General features: G+C 66.4%; 15 protein-coding genes. 7 read left to right on the top strand and 8 right to left on the bottom strand.

Features of this window, described 5'->3' with window-relative positions; all coding sequences use genetic code 11:
• Window positions 1-87 precede the first annotated feature (87 nt).
• Window positions 88-723: an MSMEG_1061 family FMN-dependent PPOX-type flavoprotein gene (locus RRU_RS16140; RefSeq protein ID WP_011390875.1), complete on the top strand. Its 636-nt coding sequence runs from the start codon at window positions 88-90 to the stop codon at window positions 721-723.
• Here RRU_RS16140 and RRU_RS16135 read toward each other — a convergent pair.
• Window positions 704-1,780: a GNAT family N-acetyltransferase gene (locus RRU_RS16135; protein WP_011390874.1), complete on the bottom strand. Its 1,077-nt coding sequence runs from the start codon at window positions 1,778-1,780 to the stop codon at window positions 704-706. The two genes, RRU_RS16140 and RRU_RS16135, sit on opposite strands and share 20 nt — an antisense overlap.
• A gap of 119 nt (window positions 1,781-1,899) precedes the next feature.
• Here RRU_RS16135 and RRU_RS16130 point away from each other — a divergent pair, with 119 nt between their 5' ends.
• On the top strand, window positions 1,900-3,033 hold the full coding sequence (locus RRU_RS16130) for a glycosyltransferase family 4 protein (RefSeq protein WP_014626518.1): 1,134 nt from the start codon (window positions 1,900-1,902) through the stop codon (window positions 3,031-3,033).
• On the opposite strand, the gene RRU_RS16125 is transcribed toward RRU_RS16130, so the two are convergent.
• Genes RRU_RS16125 through RRU_RS16095 form a run of 7 tightly spaced genes read right to left on the bottom strand, consistent with a single transcriptional unit; the run spans window position 3,030 to window position 11,071 of the window.
• The gene (locus tag RRU_RS16125) at window positions 3,030-3,872 is read right to left on the bottom strand and encodes a hydrolase 1, exosortase A system-associated (RefSeq protein WP_011390872.1); all 843 of its coding nucleotides are present in this window, start codon (window positions 3,870-3,872) and stop codon (window positions 3,030-3,032) included. The two genes, RRU_RS16130 and RRU_RS16125, sit on opposite strands and share 4 nt — an antisense overlap.
• Complete coding sequence (locus RRU_RS16120; protein WP_011390871.1) at window positions 3,869-4,639, bottom strand: hydrolase 2, exosortase A system-associated; 771 nt, start codon at window positions 4,637-4,639, stop codon at window positions 3,869-3,871. The genes RRU_RS16125 and RRU_RS16120 overlap by 4 nt, the downstream gene beginning before the upstream one ends.
• Before the next feature lie 2 nt (window positions 4,640-4,641).
• The gene (locus tag RRU_RS16115) at window positions 4,642-4,926 is read right to left on the bottom strand and encodes an acyl carrier protein (RefSeq protein WP_011390870.1); all 285 of its coding nucleotides are present in this window, start codon (window positions 4,924-4,926) and stop codon (window positions 4,642-4,644) included.
• Window positions 4,923-6,848, bottom strand: coding sequence for an XrtA/PEP-CTERM system amidotransferase (locus tag RRU_RS16110; RefSeq protein ID WP_011390869.1), 1,926 nt, complete (start codon window positions 6,846-6,848; stop codon window positions 4,923-4,925). Before RRU_RS16110 ends, RRU_RS16115 begins: the two co-directional genes overlap by 4 nt.
• 2 nt (window positions 6,849-6,850) lie before the next feature.
• On the bottom strand, window positions 6,851-8,422 hold the full coding sequence (xrtA, locus tag RRU_RS16105) for an exosortase A (protein ID WP_011390868.1): 1,572 nt from the start codon (window positions 8,420-8,422) through the stop codon (window positions 6,851-6,853).
• A 38-nt stretch (window positions 8,423-8,460) separates the two neighbouring features.
• A complete protein-coding gene (locus tag RRU_RS16100) occupies window positions 8,461-9,468 on the bottom strand; it encodes an XrtA-associated tyrosine autokinase (protein ID WP_011390867.1) in 1,008 nt (335 codons plus the stop codon).
• A gap of 4 nt (window positions 9,469-9,472) precedes the next feature.
• The gene (locus RRU_RS16095) at window positions 9,473-11,071 is read right to left on the bottom strand and encodes an XrtA system polysaccharide chain length determinant (protein ID WP_011390866.1); all 1,599 of its coding nucleotides are present in this window, start codon (window positions 11,069-11,071) and stop codon (window positions 9,473-9,475) included.
• Window positions 11,072-11,430: 359 nt separating this feature from the next.
• Between RRU_RS16095 and RRU_RS16090 the strand changes: the two genes are divergently transcribed.
• Genes RRU_RS16090 through RRU_RS16070 form a run of 5 tightly spaced genes read left to right on the top strand, consistent with a single transcriptional unit; the run spans window position 11,431 to window position 16,719 of the window.
• The gene (locus RRU_RS16090; protein ID WP_014626516.1) at window positions 11,431-12,012 is read left to right on the top strand and encodes an XrtA/PEP-CTERM system exopolysaccharide export protein; all 582 of its coding nucleotides are present in this window, start codon (window positions 11,431-11,433) and stop codon (window positions 12,010-12,012) included.
• A gap of 36 nt (window positions 12,013-12,048) precedes the next feature.
• Entirely contained in the window at window positions 12,049-13,680 is a 1,632-nt protein-coding gene (locus RRU_RS16085) for a TIGR03016 family PEP-CTERM system-associated outer membrane protein (protein WP_011390864.1), read from the top strand.
• Between the two features lie 13 nt (window positions 13,681-13,693).
• Window positions 13,694-14,719 (top strand): XrtA/PEP-CTERM system-associated ATPase, encoded by a 1,026-nt coding sequence (locus RRU_RS16080; protein WP_011390863.1) that lies wholly within the window; start codon window positions 13,694-13,696, stop codon window positions 14,717-14,719.
• Window positions 14,720-14,767: 48 nt separating this feature from the next.
• Entirely contained in the window at window positions 14,768-15,685 is a 918-nt protein-coding gene (locus RRU_RS16075; RefSeq protein WP_011390862.1) for an XrtA system polysaccharide deacetylase, read from the top strand.
• Window positions 15,682-16,719 carry a FemAB family XrtA/PEP-CTERM system-associated protein gene (locus tag RRU_RS16070; protein WP_011390861.1) on the top strand — a complete coding sequence of 346 codons (1,038 nt, stop codon included), beginning with the start codon at window positions 15,682-15,684 and terminating at the stop codon, window positions 16,717-16,719. The genes RRU_RS16075 and RRU_RS16070 overlap by 4 nt, the downstream gene beginning before the upstream one ends.
• Window positions 16,720-16,725 lie beyond the last annotated feature (6 nt).

The following is a 16,725-nucleotide window of genomic DNA, read 5'->3' as shown; positions in this document are numbered from 1 at the left end:
GGCGCCCATAGCTTACAGTCGCCAAAAATCTTGCGCTAGCCTGGGCGAAGAAAGCGGATAACCCAGTGCTAGAGAGGCGTTTTGAGTATGGCGATTCCCGATGAGACGGGCCAAGGCCCGAGCGATACCCCCAATCTCGACGAGCTTTACGCCCAGCCTTCCGAGATGATTCAGAAGGCCGTGCTCGACCATCTGGTGGAGGCCCATGCGGCCTACCTCAAGGTCGCGACGTTTTTTTGTCTCGCGACGGCGGGTGGGGCGGGGCTGGACGCCTCGCCGCGTGGCGGTCCGCCGGGATTCGTCAAAATGATCGATGCCCATAGGGTGGTCTTCGCCGATTGGCCGGGTAACAACCGGATCGAATCGATGCGCAACCTGGACCAGGATGATCGCGTCGGCATGCTGTTCCTCTTTCCCGGTCTGGACGTTTTCCTGCGCATCAACGGTCGAGCCCGGCTGACGACCGAGCCGGCGCTGTTGGCAAGCTTGGCCGAGGGGAACCGCCCGCCCAAGGTCGCCACCGTCGTTCACGTGACCGAAGTGCTTTTCCACTGCGGCAAGGCGGCGCATCGGGCCCATTTGTGGGACGGGCCCTCGAAGATCGGCCCCGGGGTCGTGCCGACGGTTGGCGCGGTGATGGCCTCGTTCAGGCTGCTTGGCGAGGCCCAGGTTGCCCAGGTCGACGCGGCCTATGCGCAAGCGGTCAGGACCGAGTTGTATTGACCGGGCGAAGGGATCGGCGCAGGCGGCCCAGGCCGAGGCGGGCGCAGCCGATCAGGCCGCGCGCCGTGGTCGGAGACTGGATCTCCAGCCCGACCACCGGGCGCTCCGCGGTCATCCAGTCGCGCTTATAGGGCTCGTCGCCCAGGCCGAAGTCGATCTCGCTCACGCCGTCGCGGTTGATCACCTCCTCGGCCAGGGCTTGCGTGAGCAGCGAGCCGACCGACAGGTCATCGAAACGCGGATGGTGGGCCAGCTTGTAGATGGTCGCCCGCCCGGCCGAGACCAGCCAGATCTGGGCCGCCGCCGGGGCGCCGTCGATGTGGAGAACCCCCAGGCGCAGGGCCCCGGCCTTGGCCGCCGTGACGGCCAGGGCGCGTATAAAGTCCGGTGACGCTTCGGCCGGCTTCCAGCTTGCGCCATAGACGGTCTCATAGGCGGCCAAAGCCCCGGCATCGGCGGTGCGGTGGAGGCGCAGGGTCATCGTGCCCTGGCGCTCCAGCCTCGCCTTTTTGCGGGCCAGGGTGTGGCGCAGGCGCGAGGGACGGGCGGCGGCGTAAGCGCCATAGGCCCCAGCCTCGACCGGCGCATACCAGTTTTGCCATTGGGCGAAGCGGCCGTGGACCAGCGGCGGTCGGCGCAACCCGCGCTCCAAAGCCGCCAGATCGGGCGAGTCCGCCCGCAGATAGCGCAGTTCCAGCGATGGCGCGCCCCGTCGCCCCAGCTTTTGGGACAGATGACGGCCAAGATCTTCGATGATCGCCGCCCGCTCGCCGCCGCCGGCCGGGCAACTGGCGGTGTAGTCGGTGGTGTAATAGCTGGTCAGGCTGCGCAAGATGCCGTTCTGGCGGCGCAGGCAAAATAGCGCGGCCCGGGGACCCTCCTGATCGAGGACGAAGATCGCCGGGGTCGCCCCGGCGTCGGCGGGTTCCAGGCCATGGGCGAACAGGCAGGCGAACCATTCGGGGGAATGAAAAAAGCCGCCGATCGTGCCGACGTTCAATGCGGCGCCGAAGCGCTCGTTGAAGGCGGCGAAGGACGAAAGCTTGATCAGGCTCATCGCCCGCTCCGCCGGGCGGGGGGCGGCGTCTTTTGCCTTGTGCGAGGCGGAGGCCTCGCCGACACTCCGCCGGTCACAGACGTGGCGCCCGCCGCGCGCTGGGCGTCGAGGAGGACAAGATGGCCGGACTCTCCCGCGATCGGCGCAAGATACTGCACGTTTTTCCGTCCTTCGAGGTCGGGGGAGCGCAAATCCGCTTCAGCCGGATCATAGCCGGGCTGGGCGAGGACTTCGAGCATGGGGTTATCGCGCTTAACGGCAACAGCGAGACCCTGTCGCGCCTGCCCGCCGGCGCGCCGGTGCGGCTGCTGGCGCTGGACTATGACACCAAGGGCGGTGTAGGCCGCTTATGGCGGTTCCGCAAAACCCTGGCCAGCGAGCGCCCCGATCTGCTGGTGACCTATAACTGGGGGGCCATCGAATGGGGCTTGGTCAACCTGCTCGCCCCCTTGTGCCCCCATGTCGATATCGAGGACGGCTTCGGCCCCGACGAGGCGGCCGGGCAATTGCCCCGGCGGGTGGCGCTGCGCCGCTTGGTCTATGGCCGGGCGCAGCGGGTGATCGTGCCCTCGCGGGTGCTTGAGCGACTGGCCCGCGATCGCTGGAAGGTGCCGGTCGAGCGGCTGTGCTACCTGCCCAATGGCGTGCCGGTGGACAGCTTCGGCGCCCCGCCCGAGGCGTCGCTGGTGGCGCGGCTGGGCATCGATCGCGACCAGCCGGTGATCGGCACCCTGGCCTCGCTGCGGCCCGAAAAGAACCTGTCGCGGTTGATCGAGGCTTTCCGGCTGGCGGTCTGCCAGCCCGGCCGGCCCGGGCAACTGGTGATCATCGGCGATGGGGTTGAACGGCCGGCCCTGGAAGCCCAGGCGGCGGCCGCCGATCTGGGCGCGCGGGTGATTTTTACCGGCGCGCTGGACCGCCCGGCCCGGCTGCTGGGCGCGCTGTCCCATTACGCCTTGTCGTCGGACACCGAGCAGATGCCGCTGAGCTTGATCGAGGCGATGGCCGCCGGTCTGCCGGTGGCGGCCACCGATGTCGGCGATGTCGCCGAGATGGTCGCCCCGTCCAACCACCCCTTCGTCGTCGGCCGCTCCACCGAGGATCTGGCCCGCTCGCTGGCCGGGCTGCTTGAGGATGCCGAACGGGCCAAAGCCATCGGCGCCGAGAACCGCGCCCGCGCTTTCGCGCTGTTTGGCGAGGACAAGATGATCGAGGCCTATCGCCGGGTGTTTCGCGGGCAAGCGCCCGATTAGGGCTCTGGCGGCAGGGCTTTGAGCCACTGGGTGGTGATCTCGCGCAACCGCTGTTCATGGCGCGGGTCGGAAAAGGTGTGATCGGCCCCGGGGAGAGAGGTGACGGTGATCCCCGGCCAGCGCCGTGAGCCGAGCACCGAGGCGGCGAACAGCCCGGCCGTCACGTCCTGATCGGCTAGAATGACGAGCAGCGGCACCTTGTGCCGGGCAAGGGCGGCGCGCAGGCGGCAGGCCAGACCGCCTTGCGCGGTCTCATCCCCGCGCGGGGCGCGCTTGAGCAAGCCGCCCAGCCCGCGCAGGGCCGAGCGCCAGGGCAGGTCGCCGCGCAGCAGCTTGCCCCAGAACGCCTTGGAGCGCAGTTGGCCACGGTAATAAAGCCGGTCGCGCAAGGGCGCCTGCTCGGCCTCTTGGGCCCAGGGGTTGACCAGGATGGCGCCAGCGAGCGGCACATGGTCGAGATCGAGCAGAACGGCGCTGGCGCCATCGCATAACCCCCAGGCGACGATCTGGCGCAACGATGGCACCCACGCCCGCAGGCCGGCCAGGGCGGCGGTGATATCGGCGCGGCTGGCCTCGAACCCCGGCGCCGTTCCCTCGCTATCGCCCATGCCGCGCAGATCGAAGCGCAGCACCGGAAAGCCGGCCTCGGCGACATGGCGGGCAAGGCGGACATTCTGGCGATGGGCGCCCACCCGGTACTGGGGACCGCCGACGACGATGATCAGCCCGACGGTGGGGTGAGGCTTGGCCGTGGGATGGAAAACGCCGATCAGCGACGAACCCTCGCAGGTCAGGGACAGCGCTTCTTCGGCGGGGGCGGGAAAGCGATCGACGGTCACGATACGGACCACAGGGCGGTGGTGCGCGCGATCAGTTCGGGGGCGGCCTGTTTGCCTTCAAGCATCCAGAAGGCGGGGGCGGGAAAGCGATCGACGGTCACCTGCGCCTCCTCCTCCACCCCACCGGCCCCTTCGCCGCTTTCTTCCCGGCTGCGAAAGAGGTGGATCGGGCAGGTCTTGGGCAAGGGGGGGGCGAGACGGCGCAGATCGCTGGCGAAGGCGGCGGTCAGCACGCTGCCCGAGATCACCAGATCCTCGCCGGCCAGCAGGCGGGCCTCCAGGCTGGCGGCGGGCTCGGCGCGCTCGCCGCGCAGGCGGCGGGCGATGGTACGCAGGCGCAAAAGATGGGCGAGCTGGGCCTGCCCCGACAACAGGGGCTCCCACAGCACCAGACGCTTGGCGGCCAAGGGGTTGGCCATGTCGACGGCAAGGGCCGCCCCCAGGCGCAGGCCCATCAGGCCGAGCAGGGGATGGCCGGCGGTTTCCAGCCACAGCGCCGCCGCCGCCACATCCTCGCGCCACACCGGCCAGCGCTGCGCCGTCTCGTCGCCGGCGCTGTCGCCGGTGCCGCGCGGATCAAGGGCGAGCAGGCCGATGCCGCCGGCGGCCAGGGCGCGGCCAAGTAGAAAGATCGAGCGCCGCGCCCGGTTCATTTCCTCGCCAAAGGGCGGCAGATAGACAACCACCCCGCCCCCCACCGTCGGCGGAGGGTGGAAGAGGGCGAACACCCCATCGAGGAACAGGCCACGCGCCGGGGGCAAGGTCAAAATCAGCCGACCTTTTCTTCGACGAAGCGGCAGAGCGTTCCCACGGTTTCAAAGGTGGCGGCGCTGATGTCGCCATCCTCGATCACGATCTTGAAGCGATCTTCCAGCCCCATCAGCAAGGCGGCGATGGCCATGCTGTCCAACTCGGGGATGGCGCCAAGCAAACAGCTCTCGGCGGTCAAGCCGTCGGCCCGCTCGCCGATCTGCAAGGTCTCGCGCAACAGGGCGATGACGATGCCGGCGGTTGGCGACGGGGCGGTTCCCAGGGGGGCGCCGGGGGTGGTCATGCGCTCATCCTTGCCGGCAGGCAGGCCGCGCCGACATGGGCGGTCAGGAAATCATCGAGCACGATCAGCGCATAAAGCGCCGCGCCATGATCCCAGTTCCCCCCCAGGTGCTGCTCGACCAGCTTTGCGACGGCGGCGCCATCGAACAGGCCGCTGGTCACCAGGGCCGATCGGCCGGCCAGGGCGCGGGTCCGCCCCGACCACGGGCCGCGCAGCCAGTCGGTCAGCGGAATGGAGAAGCCCATCTTGCGGCGATAAAGCACCTCATCGGGCAGCAGGGGCCGCAGCGCCCGTTTGAGCAGGTATTTGCCCGTTCCCCCCGACAGCTTGAGGTCGGGGGACAGGCCGGCGGTCCATTCGACGAAGCGGTGATCGAGCATCGGCACCCGGACCTCCAGACTGGTGGCCATGCTGGCGCGATCAACCTTGGTCAGGATGTCGCCGGGCAACCAAGTTTTGAGATCGACATATTGGGCGATGGACAGCGGATGATCCGCCGGCGCCCGCGTCATATGGCGGCGCAGAACCTCCGAGGCGCCATAGCCGGCAAGCTCGGCCCGCATGGTCTTGCTGTACAAGCCGCGGCGCAGGCCGTCGGGGATCACCGAAACGGCGTTGAAATAGCCCTCCACCCGGTCGCGGCCCAGGGCCTGGAAGGTGGATTTGGCGCGCAGAACCTGGGGGGCCCAATCAAGCTTGGGATAGACGCGGCCCAGGGCGCCAAACAGCGGCCCACGGGCGGCCTGGGGCAGGATGCGGCGCACCGCCTCTTCGGCGGTATGGAAGCGGTAGCGGCGATAGCCGGCGAAAAGCTCGTCCCCGCCATCGCCCGACAGGGCGACGGTCACGGTTTCGCGCGCCGCCTGACAGACCTTGAGGGTCGGCAGGGCCGAACTGTCGGCGAAGGGTTCGTCGTAGATCGCCGTCAGCGGCCCGACCTCGCTCAGCGCCTGGGCGGGCAGGGTATGGACCCGGTGGTGGGTGCCATAGCGCTCGGCGACGGTTTTGGCATAGGCCGATTCGTCGAAGCGGGCCTCGGAAAAGGCGATCGAGCAGGTTTCCACCGGGCGGTCGGTGGCCCCGGCCATCAGGGCGACCATGGCGCTGGAATCAACGCCCCCCGACAGGAAGGCGCCGACGGGAACATCGGCGACCAGATGACAGCGCACCGCCTCGTCCAGGCGGTCGATCACCTCGGCGCACAAGTCGTCGGTCTTGGCCGGGCGGCTCGGGGTGGTGAAGCTGACATCCCAATAGCAGTGGGGCCGGCCCGGCGCCTCGCCCCGGCGGAAGGTCAGGGTATGGCCGGCTTCAAGCTTGAGGATATCCTTGAAGATCGAGCGCGGGTCGGGAACATAGCCATAGGCCAGGAAATCCTCGATCGCCAGGGGATCGACGACCTTGGGGATATCTTCGACACCGGTCAGGCTTTTCAGCTCGGAGCCGAACATCACCCGGCCATCGGCCAAACAGGTGTAATGCAGCGGCTTGATGCCTAAGCGGTCGCGGGCCAGGAACAAGGTCTGGCTGCGGTCGTCCCACAGCGCATAGGCGAACATGCCGCGCAGATGGCGCACCGAGTCCTCGCCCCATTCCTCCCAGGCGTGGATCACGGTCTCGGTGTCGCTGGCGGTGCGGAAGACATGGCCGGCGGCCTTCAGCTCGGCCACCAGCTCGGCATTGTTGTAAAGCTCGCCATTATAGACGAGCACCACGCCGCCGCCGTCGTTGGTCATCGGCTGGCGGCCACCGCCCAGGTCGACGATCGACAGGCGGCGATGGCCAAGGCCGATGCCCGGCCCGATGAAGACGCCGCCGTCATCGGGACCCCGGTGAAACTGGCGCTGGTTCATCGCCTCGACCAGGGCGCGATCGACCGGCCGGGAGGCGGTGGGATGGTAGATGCCGACGAGTCCACACATGCTCAGCGGTCCTTCTCTTGGGCGAGGGCGAGGCCCGGGCCGAGATCCCCTTGGCCGGCGAGGAAGCGGCCAAGCAGGGCCCGGGCGTCGTCGAGAGCCTGGGGGGATGCCGGGGCGGCGGCGAGCGGGACCGAGATCATCACCAGGGCGGCGGCGGGCTGGCCGCCGGGCAAGACGCCCAGCACCTGGAAGATCTTGGCCGCCTTGGCATCGGTGGTGAAATGGCCACCGACCCAAAGCCACGACCAGACAAGGCGCTGGCGGCCCGGTCCGGCGATCACTCTTTCGCGAACCGCCGCCAAGCCGGCGACGGGGTCGGTAAGGGCGACGACGCGCTCGCCTTGGCTGACCATCTCCAGCCCGGCCGGATCGATGGTGGCCGAAACGGCCTCGGCGCCTTGGCGCTGGTGGGTGAAATAGGCGATCACCCGGTCCACCGCCCGGCCGCCGATCAGGAAGGCCCGATGATCAACGAGATCGGCGCCGGGGATCTGGGGAGTCCACAGCGGATCGGCGGTGCTGGCTGGGCCCGGCGCCGGCAGGATCAGCGCCGCTGGGGCGAGGCGGCCGGCCAGCGAGGTCTCGATCGCCGCATTGGCCGCGACCGGGGTGGCGGCCAGGGCGAGAACCGCGATCCCCGTCCGCAGCGGGCGCAAGGGGCGCGCCGAAGACGGCGGGTGCGCGCCCTTGCGCCGGAGCGGTCGCGGCGGCTCGCGCGTCAGCCAGCCAAGGGCGAAGATGAAGACGCTGACCAGGCTCAGGAAAACCCAGCCATAGATGACATGATCGAAAGCGGCGGCGGTTTCGTGGCCGGCGTGTCGGGCCAGTAAAATGATGCCGATCACCCTCAGGCCATTGGCCAGAACGGGCACGATAGCGCAAGAGAGCAAAAACAGCGCCCGTCGCCACGCCGAGCGGTGGACGACGGCGCTGATCACCGCCCCGAAGGTCAAGGTGGCGACCAGGAAGCGCAACCCCGAGCATTCCTGGGCGACCTCGAAATTGCCAAAGGGCGTGATCAGGAAAACCCCGTCGTGAAAGACCGGCACGTCAAACAGCGCCAGACCGTTGGCCGCCAGCGAGGCGGTGATGGCCTGGAGCGAGGGGATCAGGGCGTCGCCGATGGGCAGAAGGAAGATCAGAAAGGCCAAAGGCAGGGCCATCGCCTTGGCGAACCCTTGGCCAAGGGCGGCGATCAGGGCGCTTTGCAGCAGCAAGATCACGCCGAGATGCTCGACGAACTGCACGCTGCCCAGGCGTCCGGCCAGCCAGAGCAGGGCGGCGCCGACGACCGCCAGGAAGGCCAAAGGCCAGGGGGCGAAGGCCACGCCGCGCACCAGGTCGCGCCGCTCCCACCCCAGCCACAGGGCGCAGGGGATGACGGCGAAGGAATGATGGTAATCGGCGATGGTCGCCCACAGCCCGATCATCGAGCCGAAGGTCTCGAAAAACAGCAGAAAGATCCCCAGGCAGATCGCCGTTCCCAGGGCCAAAGCCGAAGCGTCCGCGCCGCCGATCGCCCAGCGGGGGGCCAAAGGCGCGGTTGCGACCAGCGGTTCTCTTCCCCTGTTCATCGGCTTCCCCGCCATCGCCTATTTGTGCCCGCCATCGCTTATTTGTGAAGGTAATATTCGTAGGGCTTCGAGCGGGTCAGCGACGACAAGAAGCGGGTTCGGGTGGCGTTGAGCACCACCGAGACGCCCTCGTGGTCGCCAATCATGTCGAGCGTGGCGCGGACTTCCTGCTCGGTCGTCCGCTCGGCTTCGACGACGAGAAGGATCTGACCGACCTGAAGCTTCAGGGCCATGCCCTCGCTGCTGACCAGGAAGGGGGCGGTATCGATCAGGATCAGGCGGTCGGGATAGCGTTCGGCCAGTTCGCTGATCACCGACAGCGCCCGCTGGCTGGCCAGCAATTCCGGTCCCATGCGATGGGGCTGGCCGCTGGGAATGATGCCGAGGGTGGGAATATTGGTCGGGCGCAGAACATCGGCGATATCAAGGCTGGGATCGGACAGCAGGTCGCTGAGGCCGGGCAGGGCCTTCATGCCAAGGGTCGGCGATAATCCCGGACGGCTGAGATCGGCATCGACGACCAGAACATGCAGATCGATCTCCTTGGCCAGACTCATCGCCAGATTGATGGTGACGAAGGTCTTGCCCTCGCCCGGCATCGAACTGCTGACCATCACCGCGTTCATGTGATCCTTGGGATCGGCGGTGAAGGCCCGTTCCAGAAGCTGGCGCTTGATCAGCCGGAATTCGTCGGTGATGCGGGCCCGGGGGCTGTTGGGTGTCAGGAAGCCGCGCTTTTCCAGGGCGGCAAAATCGATGGTGACCGGGTCGGGCCGGGGACGTTGCGGCTTATCGGCCTCGGCGGCCCGGGCGGCGGGTGCGGCCGGCGGCGGCGCCCGCTTGAACGGCGGCGGCGGGGGAACCGGCTGGGAGCGGGCAGCGCCGTCGGGCGAGGCGATGGGGGGCGCGGCCGGGGGAGGGGGGATCGGACGGGGGGGGAGCGGCGCCGAGGACGCGGCGTCGATCAGCAGCCGGGCGGCTCGCTCGACGGTGGAGAGAGGGCGCGGCGGCTGGGTCGTCTTATCCAGGGTATCCTCCTTGCTCATGGCATCAAACCGCCGGCTGTGCCGGGAGGGAATGGCCACTGGCGAGCGACGCGGTCATCGGGAAGGAGAACTGGTCTTGCAGCCGCTGCGGCAGCAAGGTGGGCAGTCCCCATTGGTATTCCACCAGCATCAGGGCCATCCAGGCGACGACCAGCAGCAAGGCGCTGGCGCTGAACGAGCCGAGGGCCAGCTTGGAGCCAAGGGTTCGCCGGGGGGCGATGAACGAGATCGTTCCGATCACCGGCACGCCCAGCGCATGGATGATGCGATAGGGACTATAAAAGGTCGATTGCATGGCGCTGATCAGGAAGGTCAGGGCCAGCCCCAGGCCAAGGCCGCCAAACAGCACCGCCGTAATCAGCAAGGACCGCTTGATGCCCGAGGGATGCTGGGCCTTCTGCGGCGGGTTGATCACCCGGAACTGGACCTTTTCGGCTTCCATTTCCCGACTTTGCGACAGCTTGGCCGCCTCCTGGCGGGCCTGGAGCTCCTCGAACTGGCGGCGGACCAGCTCGGCGTCACGGGTCAGTCGGGTAAACTCGGCCTCGACCTCGGGAACCCGGGGCGCCTTCGCCTCCAGTTGGGCCACTTCCTCGGTCTTGCGGGTGAAACGGTTTTCCAAGGCGGCGATCTGCGCCGTCAGGGCGACCTTTTCCATGCGGACGTTCTCATAGACCGGATTGGGAATGGCCCCCATCCCGCCGGCGGACGATCCGCCCTCGCTGCGCAGGCGATCTTCAAGGATCGCCAGTTGCCGGCGCGTCTCCTCCATCGCCGGATGCTTTTCCGTATAGCGCAACTTAAGATCGTCGAGCGAGGCTCGCATCTGCTCGACCCGCATCTGCAGCGGCGACATCGCCGCCGCCCCCCCTGAGGGAACCATCGGCTTGAGATCGCCAAGCTGGGTGGTCATCGAGGCGACCTTGGCCTTGGTATCGGCGATTTCGGCGGCGATCGCCGCCGTCTCGCGGCGCAGGCCGTCGAGATACTCGCGGTAGGTCGAGGCCCCGGGCAGGAACTCGGTGTTCTCGCGCTTGAAGTCGGCAAGTTTGCGCTCGGCCTCGGCGACCCGCTCTTCGTATTCCTTGACCTGCTTGCCGATGAACTCGCGGGCGACGTCAAGTTCCTGGCGGGCGAAGCCAAGATTGCTTTCAACGAAGATGGTCAACAAGGTGTCGACGACGCGGAAGGCGACTTCGGGATCGCGGGCGCCATAGGAAATAGTGAAGGTGTTATTGCGTTCCGACATGCGGACCGAAATATCCTTTTGCACCTTGGTGACCGCCGCGTTGAAATCGGCGGGCGAGGAACCGCCGAGGCCGACCACCCGCACCACCTTTTCCAGGTTGGGCCGGCTGGTCAGGGTCTGGTTCATGATGCGGAGCTTGTCGGTGCCGACATCGATGGTCATGCCCTGGAGCAGCGGGCGCAACAGGGACTCGGTTTCAACATAAACCGTCGTCGCCGTCGAATAGACATTGGGGATGAGGGCGACGGCGCCCCAGCCGACAAGGCACGCCACCCAGGCCACCACCATGACGATCCAACGGCGGCGCCACATGGCGGGAACATGGGAGAGAAGGGCCTCGAAAATCGCGTTCACTCAGAGTTCCCTTTTCGAGGATGGGCGAAGGGCGGGCGGTCTCGGAGACTTAATTTTCACGGATCGAACTTATCATTGCGTCTTTTTTTCGAGAAGAGGATATTCATAGGGAATAGTCTCTTCGTCGGGAGGGGTGTTTCAGTATAGCGCCCCATTGTATTAGTTTATACATGGAAGGGCATTACGAAGTACGGTAAAAAGTGCGGGTAGAATTGATTTATCCTTTATGAGGATGAGATCCTAATCTATTGCCGTTAACGGATTGCCTTGGTGTGGTTCCATTCTCTGATTCATTTTGGGGGCGATATAATATGATACGCGCGTGCATTGTTCGGAGGCTTTCTCTTCTTTTCGTAGGGGTGGCGTTTCTTGGCGGCCTTGCGGCCTGTTCGGGTTTGGATGCGCCGCCGGCGACCGGATTCGAGACGGGAGAGCGACCGGTCTATGTGGTCGGCCCCGGGGATTCGCTGGATGTCTTCGTCTGGGGGCAGCCCGATCTGTCGCGCTCCATCGTCGTTCGCCCCGACGGCCGCCTGACCCTGCCGCTGGTCACCGATCTGGTCGCGGCGGGCAAAACGCCCTCTGAATTATCGGCCGCGATCACCGAGCAGCTGCAGACCTACGTGCAAAATCCGGTGGTTTCGGTGATGGTCGTCAATTTCGCCGGCCCCTTCGACAAACAGGTCCGCGTCGTCGGCGAGGCCGCCACGCCCAAGGCCCTGCAATACCGCGACCGCATGACCACTCTGGACGCGATGATCGAAGTCGGCGGCTTGAAGCAGTTCGCCGCCGGAAACCGCGCCGTTCTGGTGCGCGGCCAGCCGCCCGAGGCCAAGTCCTACCGCGTCCGTCTGGAAGATCTGATGAACGACGGCGACATCACCGCCAATGTGCCGTTGATGCCCGGTGACGTTCTGATCATTCCGCAGAGCTGGTTCTAGGCGATTCGCATGGATGCGGTTGGGGGTCCATGGGAAATGTCGACACACCGGATGAACGCGGTCGGCGGCGGGGCCTCGCGCTCCGCCGGCGACCGGCAAGGGGGGGCGGTTGGCGGGGCCGGGCACCGCGCCAAGGCGTCACCGCGCCCCGGTCTGCCTTTGGTGCTGCTGTCGGGGCTGGGCGCCTGGGCCATTCCCCCGGCCGCCGCCGAGGTCGATATCACGCCGAGCCTCTCGCTCGAGGAAGCCTATACCGACAACGTCTATATGACCGAATCGGGCAAGGAGGGCGATCTGATCTCCACCGGGACGGCGGCGATCGACCTGCGGTCGCTGTCGCGGCGCTTGAAAGCCTCGTCGAACTATTCGATCAGCCAGGATCTGTATCTCGACCATTCCGAGTTGAACGGCTATCAGCAGTCGTTTTTGGGGGTCAATCAGGCGACGGTGGTCGAAGAGCATTTTTTCGTCGATGCCCGTGGCGCGCTCAGTCAGCAGCAGACCTCGGGGGTCGGCGATCAGACGGCCACCAATCGCACCAATCCCGGCGGCGGCCAGACCCAGGTGCTCAACGTCTCGCTGCGCCCTTATTATGTCCAGCATTGGGATGACTTGGTCGTCAGCACCCTGTCCTATCGCCTCAACACGGTGCAATACCTTTCGCCGTCGTCGGGTGACAGCGGCGAGACGCCCGAAGGCAGCGTTCAGCACCAGACCTCGATCGAAGTCGGCAATGGCACCTTCTTCGACCGCACCTTGTGGGCGGCGCGGGTGGAAGACGACCGCTCGGTCGGCGGATCGAAGGAGACGACCTCGCAAACCTATGAGGGGCGGGGCGAGTACCGTCTGACCCGCATGGTCGGGCTGCTCGCCACCGTCGGCTATGATTCGTTTTCCGATGGCGGGGACTCGGAGGACTCCGAGGAGACCACCGCGCTTTATGGCCGATCGAACAGCGACCAATACTCGGGGGCCTTCTGGAACGCCGGCGTGCACCTGACGCCGGGGCCGCGGACGGATCTATCCGTCCGCTATGGCCAGCGCTACAACGAACCCTGGTGGAGCGGCGATCTGACCTATCGCCTGTCCGAGGCCCTGACCTTCCGGGCCAGTTATGGTGTCGACGTTCAGAACCAGCAACAAAATCTGGCCTCGCGGCTTGATGCCGTGCGCTTCGATGGCGATACCCTGGATCTGGTCGATGGCGCGGGCAATCCGGCCGATCCCAATCGCACCGATTCGACCCTGGTCGATGCCGTCTCGCGGACGGAAACCCTGCGGGTGGGATTGAACGGCGTTCTCGATCGCAACAGCTTCGAAGTGCAGGGGTCCTATATCCAGCGCGATTACGGATCGTCGTCGCTGCGTCCGAAAGACAATACGCTTCAGGTCTCCGGGTCTTATCGCCGCACCCTGTCGCCGCTGACCGGCGCCGGCGTGCGGGTGTCTTATTCGACCCGGGATGGCGAGTTCAGCGGAACCACGTCAAGCAGTTCTTCGGCCTCAAGCGCCTCGGCGTCGAAGAACACCCTGATGATGTCGGTGAATATGGACCACAAGCTGAGTGACACTTTGCGCGGACGGGTGGAAGTCAGCCGCCTGGAACGCAGCGGAGGCAGCGAGGTCACCGAAAACGCCGTGTCGCTTTTCCTGAAAGCCTCTTTCTGAGAGAAGCTCCCCCATGTATCTGGATTTCTACGGTCTTCATGCCCATCCCTTCCAATTGACGCCCGATCCCGCGTTCTTTTTTGGGGCGAATGGGCATACGCGGGCGAAATCCTATCTGATGTTCGGCCTGAGCCAGGGGGAAGGCTTCGTCGTGGTCACCGGCGATGTCGGGGCGGGCAAGACCACTTTGCTGTCGCATATGCTGCGATCGCTGTCGGATCGGAGCATCCGCGTCGCCCGGCTGTCGACCACCCAGCTCAGCGCCGATGACACGGCCCGGGTGGTCGCCCGCGCCTTCGGCCTTGCCGAGCCCGCCCATCCGAGCAAGGGGGCTTGGCTGGAGGCGATCGAAGTTTTTCTCACCCAGGTCCGCGCCGCCGGCGAACGCTGCGTTCTGATCGTCGACGAGGTTCAGAACATGGGCTTCGCTGCCCTGGAAGAACTGCGGATGCTGGGCAACTTGGGGATCGACGACGGCCATTCGGCCCTGCAGACGATCCTGGTCGGCCAGCCGCAGTTCCGCAACACCCTGGCCGGTCCCAGCCTCGATCAATTGCGCCAGCGCATCGTCGCCTCGTGTCATCTGGGGCCGATCGAGCCCGAGGAGGTCGGCCACTACATGCGCTATCGCCTGACCCAGGCGGGATGGCGGGGCGATCCGTCGTTCGAGGAGGCGGTGTTTCCGGCGGTCTATCGCCACAGCGGCGGTTTGCCGCGGCGGATCAATATTTTGTGTTCGCGGCTGCTGCTTGCCGGCTTCCTTCAGGAACGCCACGACCTGCGCGCCCAGGATGTGGAAGAGGTCGCCGCCGAACTGGAGGCCGAGGCCGGCGAGGTGATCGGGGTGGCCGGGGAGACCCGGGCCGGCGCCCGGCTGGACGGCCGCTTCATCGACGCCGGATCGCTGGCCGATCTTGAGGAGCGGGTGCTGGGCATCGAGGAACGCCTGCGCAAGGTCGATCTGGTGGTGCGGCGGGGCTTGCTCAATTTTTCCGATTTCGTCTCTGAACTGAACGCTGTCTGGAAAGGCCGGCCCTGATGGATGTTCTAGTCTCCCCCCCCCGCGCCGTCCCCGGCGTTCGAGCCGGTGGTCGCCCCGCCCCTGCGCCGCGACGGACGCATCGTCAATGCCATGAGCGTCGATGTCGAAGAGCATTTCCAGGTCCAGGCCCTGGCTGGGCGGGTATCGCGCGATCAGTGGGATGGTCTGGAAAGCCGGGTGGAGGCCAATACCGGGCGCGTCCTTGATCTTTTCGCCCGTCACGGGGTGACGGCCACCTTCTTCACCCTGGGCTGGATCGCCGAGCGCCATCCGGGGCTGATCCGCCGCATCGTCGCCGAGGGGCACGAACTGGCCTCCCACGGCTGGGCCCACCATCTGGTGACCAGCCAGACGCCCGAGCAGTTCCGCGCCGATGTGCGCCAGACCAAGGCCCTGCTTGAGGATATCGGCGGCGTCGCGGTGCGCGGCTATCGGGCGGCGACCTTTTCGGTCTGTCCCTCGACCCTATGGGCGCTGGGGATCCTCGAGGAGGAAGGCTACGCCTATAGCTCGAGCATCTTCCCGGTCCACCATGATCTTTATGGGATGCCCGACGCGCCGCGCTTCGCCTTCCACCCCCTGCCCGGCCGCGCCTTCATCGAATATCCGATGACGACCCTGCGGCTGGCCGGGCGCAATCTGCCCTGCGGCGGCGGCGGTTATTTCCGGCTGTTGCCGCTGGCCCTGTTCCGCGCCGCCCTGTCGCGCATTCAGGCGAGCGAATCCCAGCCGGGAATCTTCTATTTCCACCCCTGGGAGATCGACCCCGACCAGCCGCGCTTCGATGGATTGCCGCTGAAGTCGCGCTTCCGCCATTACGTCAATCTCGATCGGATGGCCGGCAAGCTCGATCGTCTGCTGGGCGCTTTCGCCTGGGACCGCCTTGACCGGGTGTTCGGCGTGGCGCCCCAAGGCGATCCCCCGGCGCCGCGCCGCCCTTCGGCCGATCGCGCCGTGTCATGATCATTCGCCAACTGACCCCCGCGGCCTCCGCCGCCTGGGACCTCTTTGTCGAAAGCTGCCCGCAGGGAACCTTCTTTCACCGCGCCGGCTGGCAGCGGGTGATCGATCAGGCCTTTGGTCAGACCAACCACTTTTTGTATGCCGAACAGGATGGGGCGATCGTCGGCGTCCTGCCTTTGACCTATGTGCGCAGCCCGCTGTTTGGCAATCGGCTGGTCTCGACCGCCTGGTGCGTCGGCGGCGGGGCGGCGGTGGTCGAAGCGGCGGCGGCCGAAGCCCTGGAACGGGCGGCGGTCGATCTGCTCATGGCCGGGCCGGCGCGCTATATCGAAATCCGCGATCCCGCCGTTCCCCATGGCGAAGGCTCGGGCTGGCAATGCAAAGAAGGCCTTTACGCCGCTTTCGAGCGGCCGATCGCCGCCAGCGACGAGGCCTGTCTGACGGCGATTCCCCGCAAGCAACGCGCCGTGGTGCGCAAGGCGATCGACAGCGGCCTGCAAGGGCGCTTTGACGACGATCCTTCGACTTTTTATGAGTTATACGCGCTGAGCATGCGCAATTTGGGAACGCCGGTGTTCTCGAAGCCCTATATAACCCTGCTACGCGATGTCTTCGGCGTTGATACCACCACGATTTATACGGTTTATGGCGATCAGCGGCCGCTCTCTTCGGTTTTGAACTTTACCTTTCGCGATAAGATCATGCCCTATTATACGGGAGCCGACCCCGAGGCCCGTAAACAGGGCGCCGCCGATCTGATGTATTACGGCGTGATGTGCGCGGCGCGGGCGCGCGGACTGGGCGTGTTCGATTTCGGGCGCAGCAAGGTGGGAACCGGGCCATTCGCTTTCAAGAAGAACTGGGGGTTCACCCCCCGGCCGGTGATCCACGAGTATCTGGTCAAGGATGGCGGACCGATGCCCGATGTCAATCCGACCAATCCGAAATATCGGGCGATGATCGCCCTTTGGCGGCGACTGCCCCTTGCTGTGGCCAATACGCTTGGCCCTTGGATCAGCCGCCAAGTCGGCTGATCGTCG

The organism is Rhodospirillum rubrum ATCC 11170, from assembly GCF_000013085.1.
GTDB lineage: Bacteria > Pseudomonadota > Alphaproteobacteria > Rhodospirillales > Rhodospirillaceae > Rhodospirillum > Rhodospirillum rubrum.
Note: the sequence above shows the minus strand (reverse complement) of the source record. Positions and strands in the feature narration are given on the sequence as shown.

Coding starts and splice junctions, on each gene's coding strand:
- RRU_RS16140 (WP_011390875.1), top strand. CDS start 88: ATGGCGATTCCCGATGAGACGGGCCAAGGCCCGAGCGATACCCCCAAT.
- RRU_RS16135 (WP_011390874.1), bottom strand. CDS start 1,780: ATGAGCCTGATCAAGCTTTCGTCCTTCGCCGCCTTCAACGAGCGCTTC.
- RRU_RS16130 (WP_014626518.1), top strand. CDS start 1,900: ATGGCCGGACTCTCCCGCGATCGGCGCAAGATACTGCACGTTTTTCCG.
- RRU_RS16115 (WP_011390870.1), bottom strand. CDS start 4,926: ATGACCACCCCCGGCGCCCCCCTGGGAACCGCCCCGTCGCCAACCGCC.
- RRU_RS16110 (WP_011390869.1), bottom strand. CDS start 6,848: ATGTGTGGACTCGTCGGCATCTACCATCCCACCGCCTCCCGGCCGGTC.
- xrtA (WP_011390868.1), bottom strand. CDS start 8,422: ATGAACAGGGGAAGAGAACCGCTGGTCGCAACCGCGCCTTTGGCCCCC.
- RRU_RS16100 (WP_011390867.1), bottom strand. CDS start 9,468: ATGAGCAAGGAGGATACCCTGGATAAGACGACCCAGCCGCCGCGCCCT.
- RRU_RS16085 (WP_011390864.1), top strand. CDS start 12,049: ATGTCGACACACCGGATGAACGCGGTCGGCGGCGGGGCCTCGCGCTCC.
- RRU_RS16080 (WP_011390863.1), top strand. CDS start 13,694: ATGTATCTGGATTTCTACGGTCTTCATGCCCATCCCTTCCAATTGACG.
- RRU_RS16070 (WP_011390861.1), top strand. CDS start 15,682: ATGATCATTCGCCAACTGACCCCCGCGGCCTCCGCCGCCTGGGACCTC.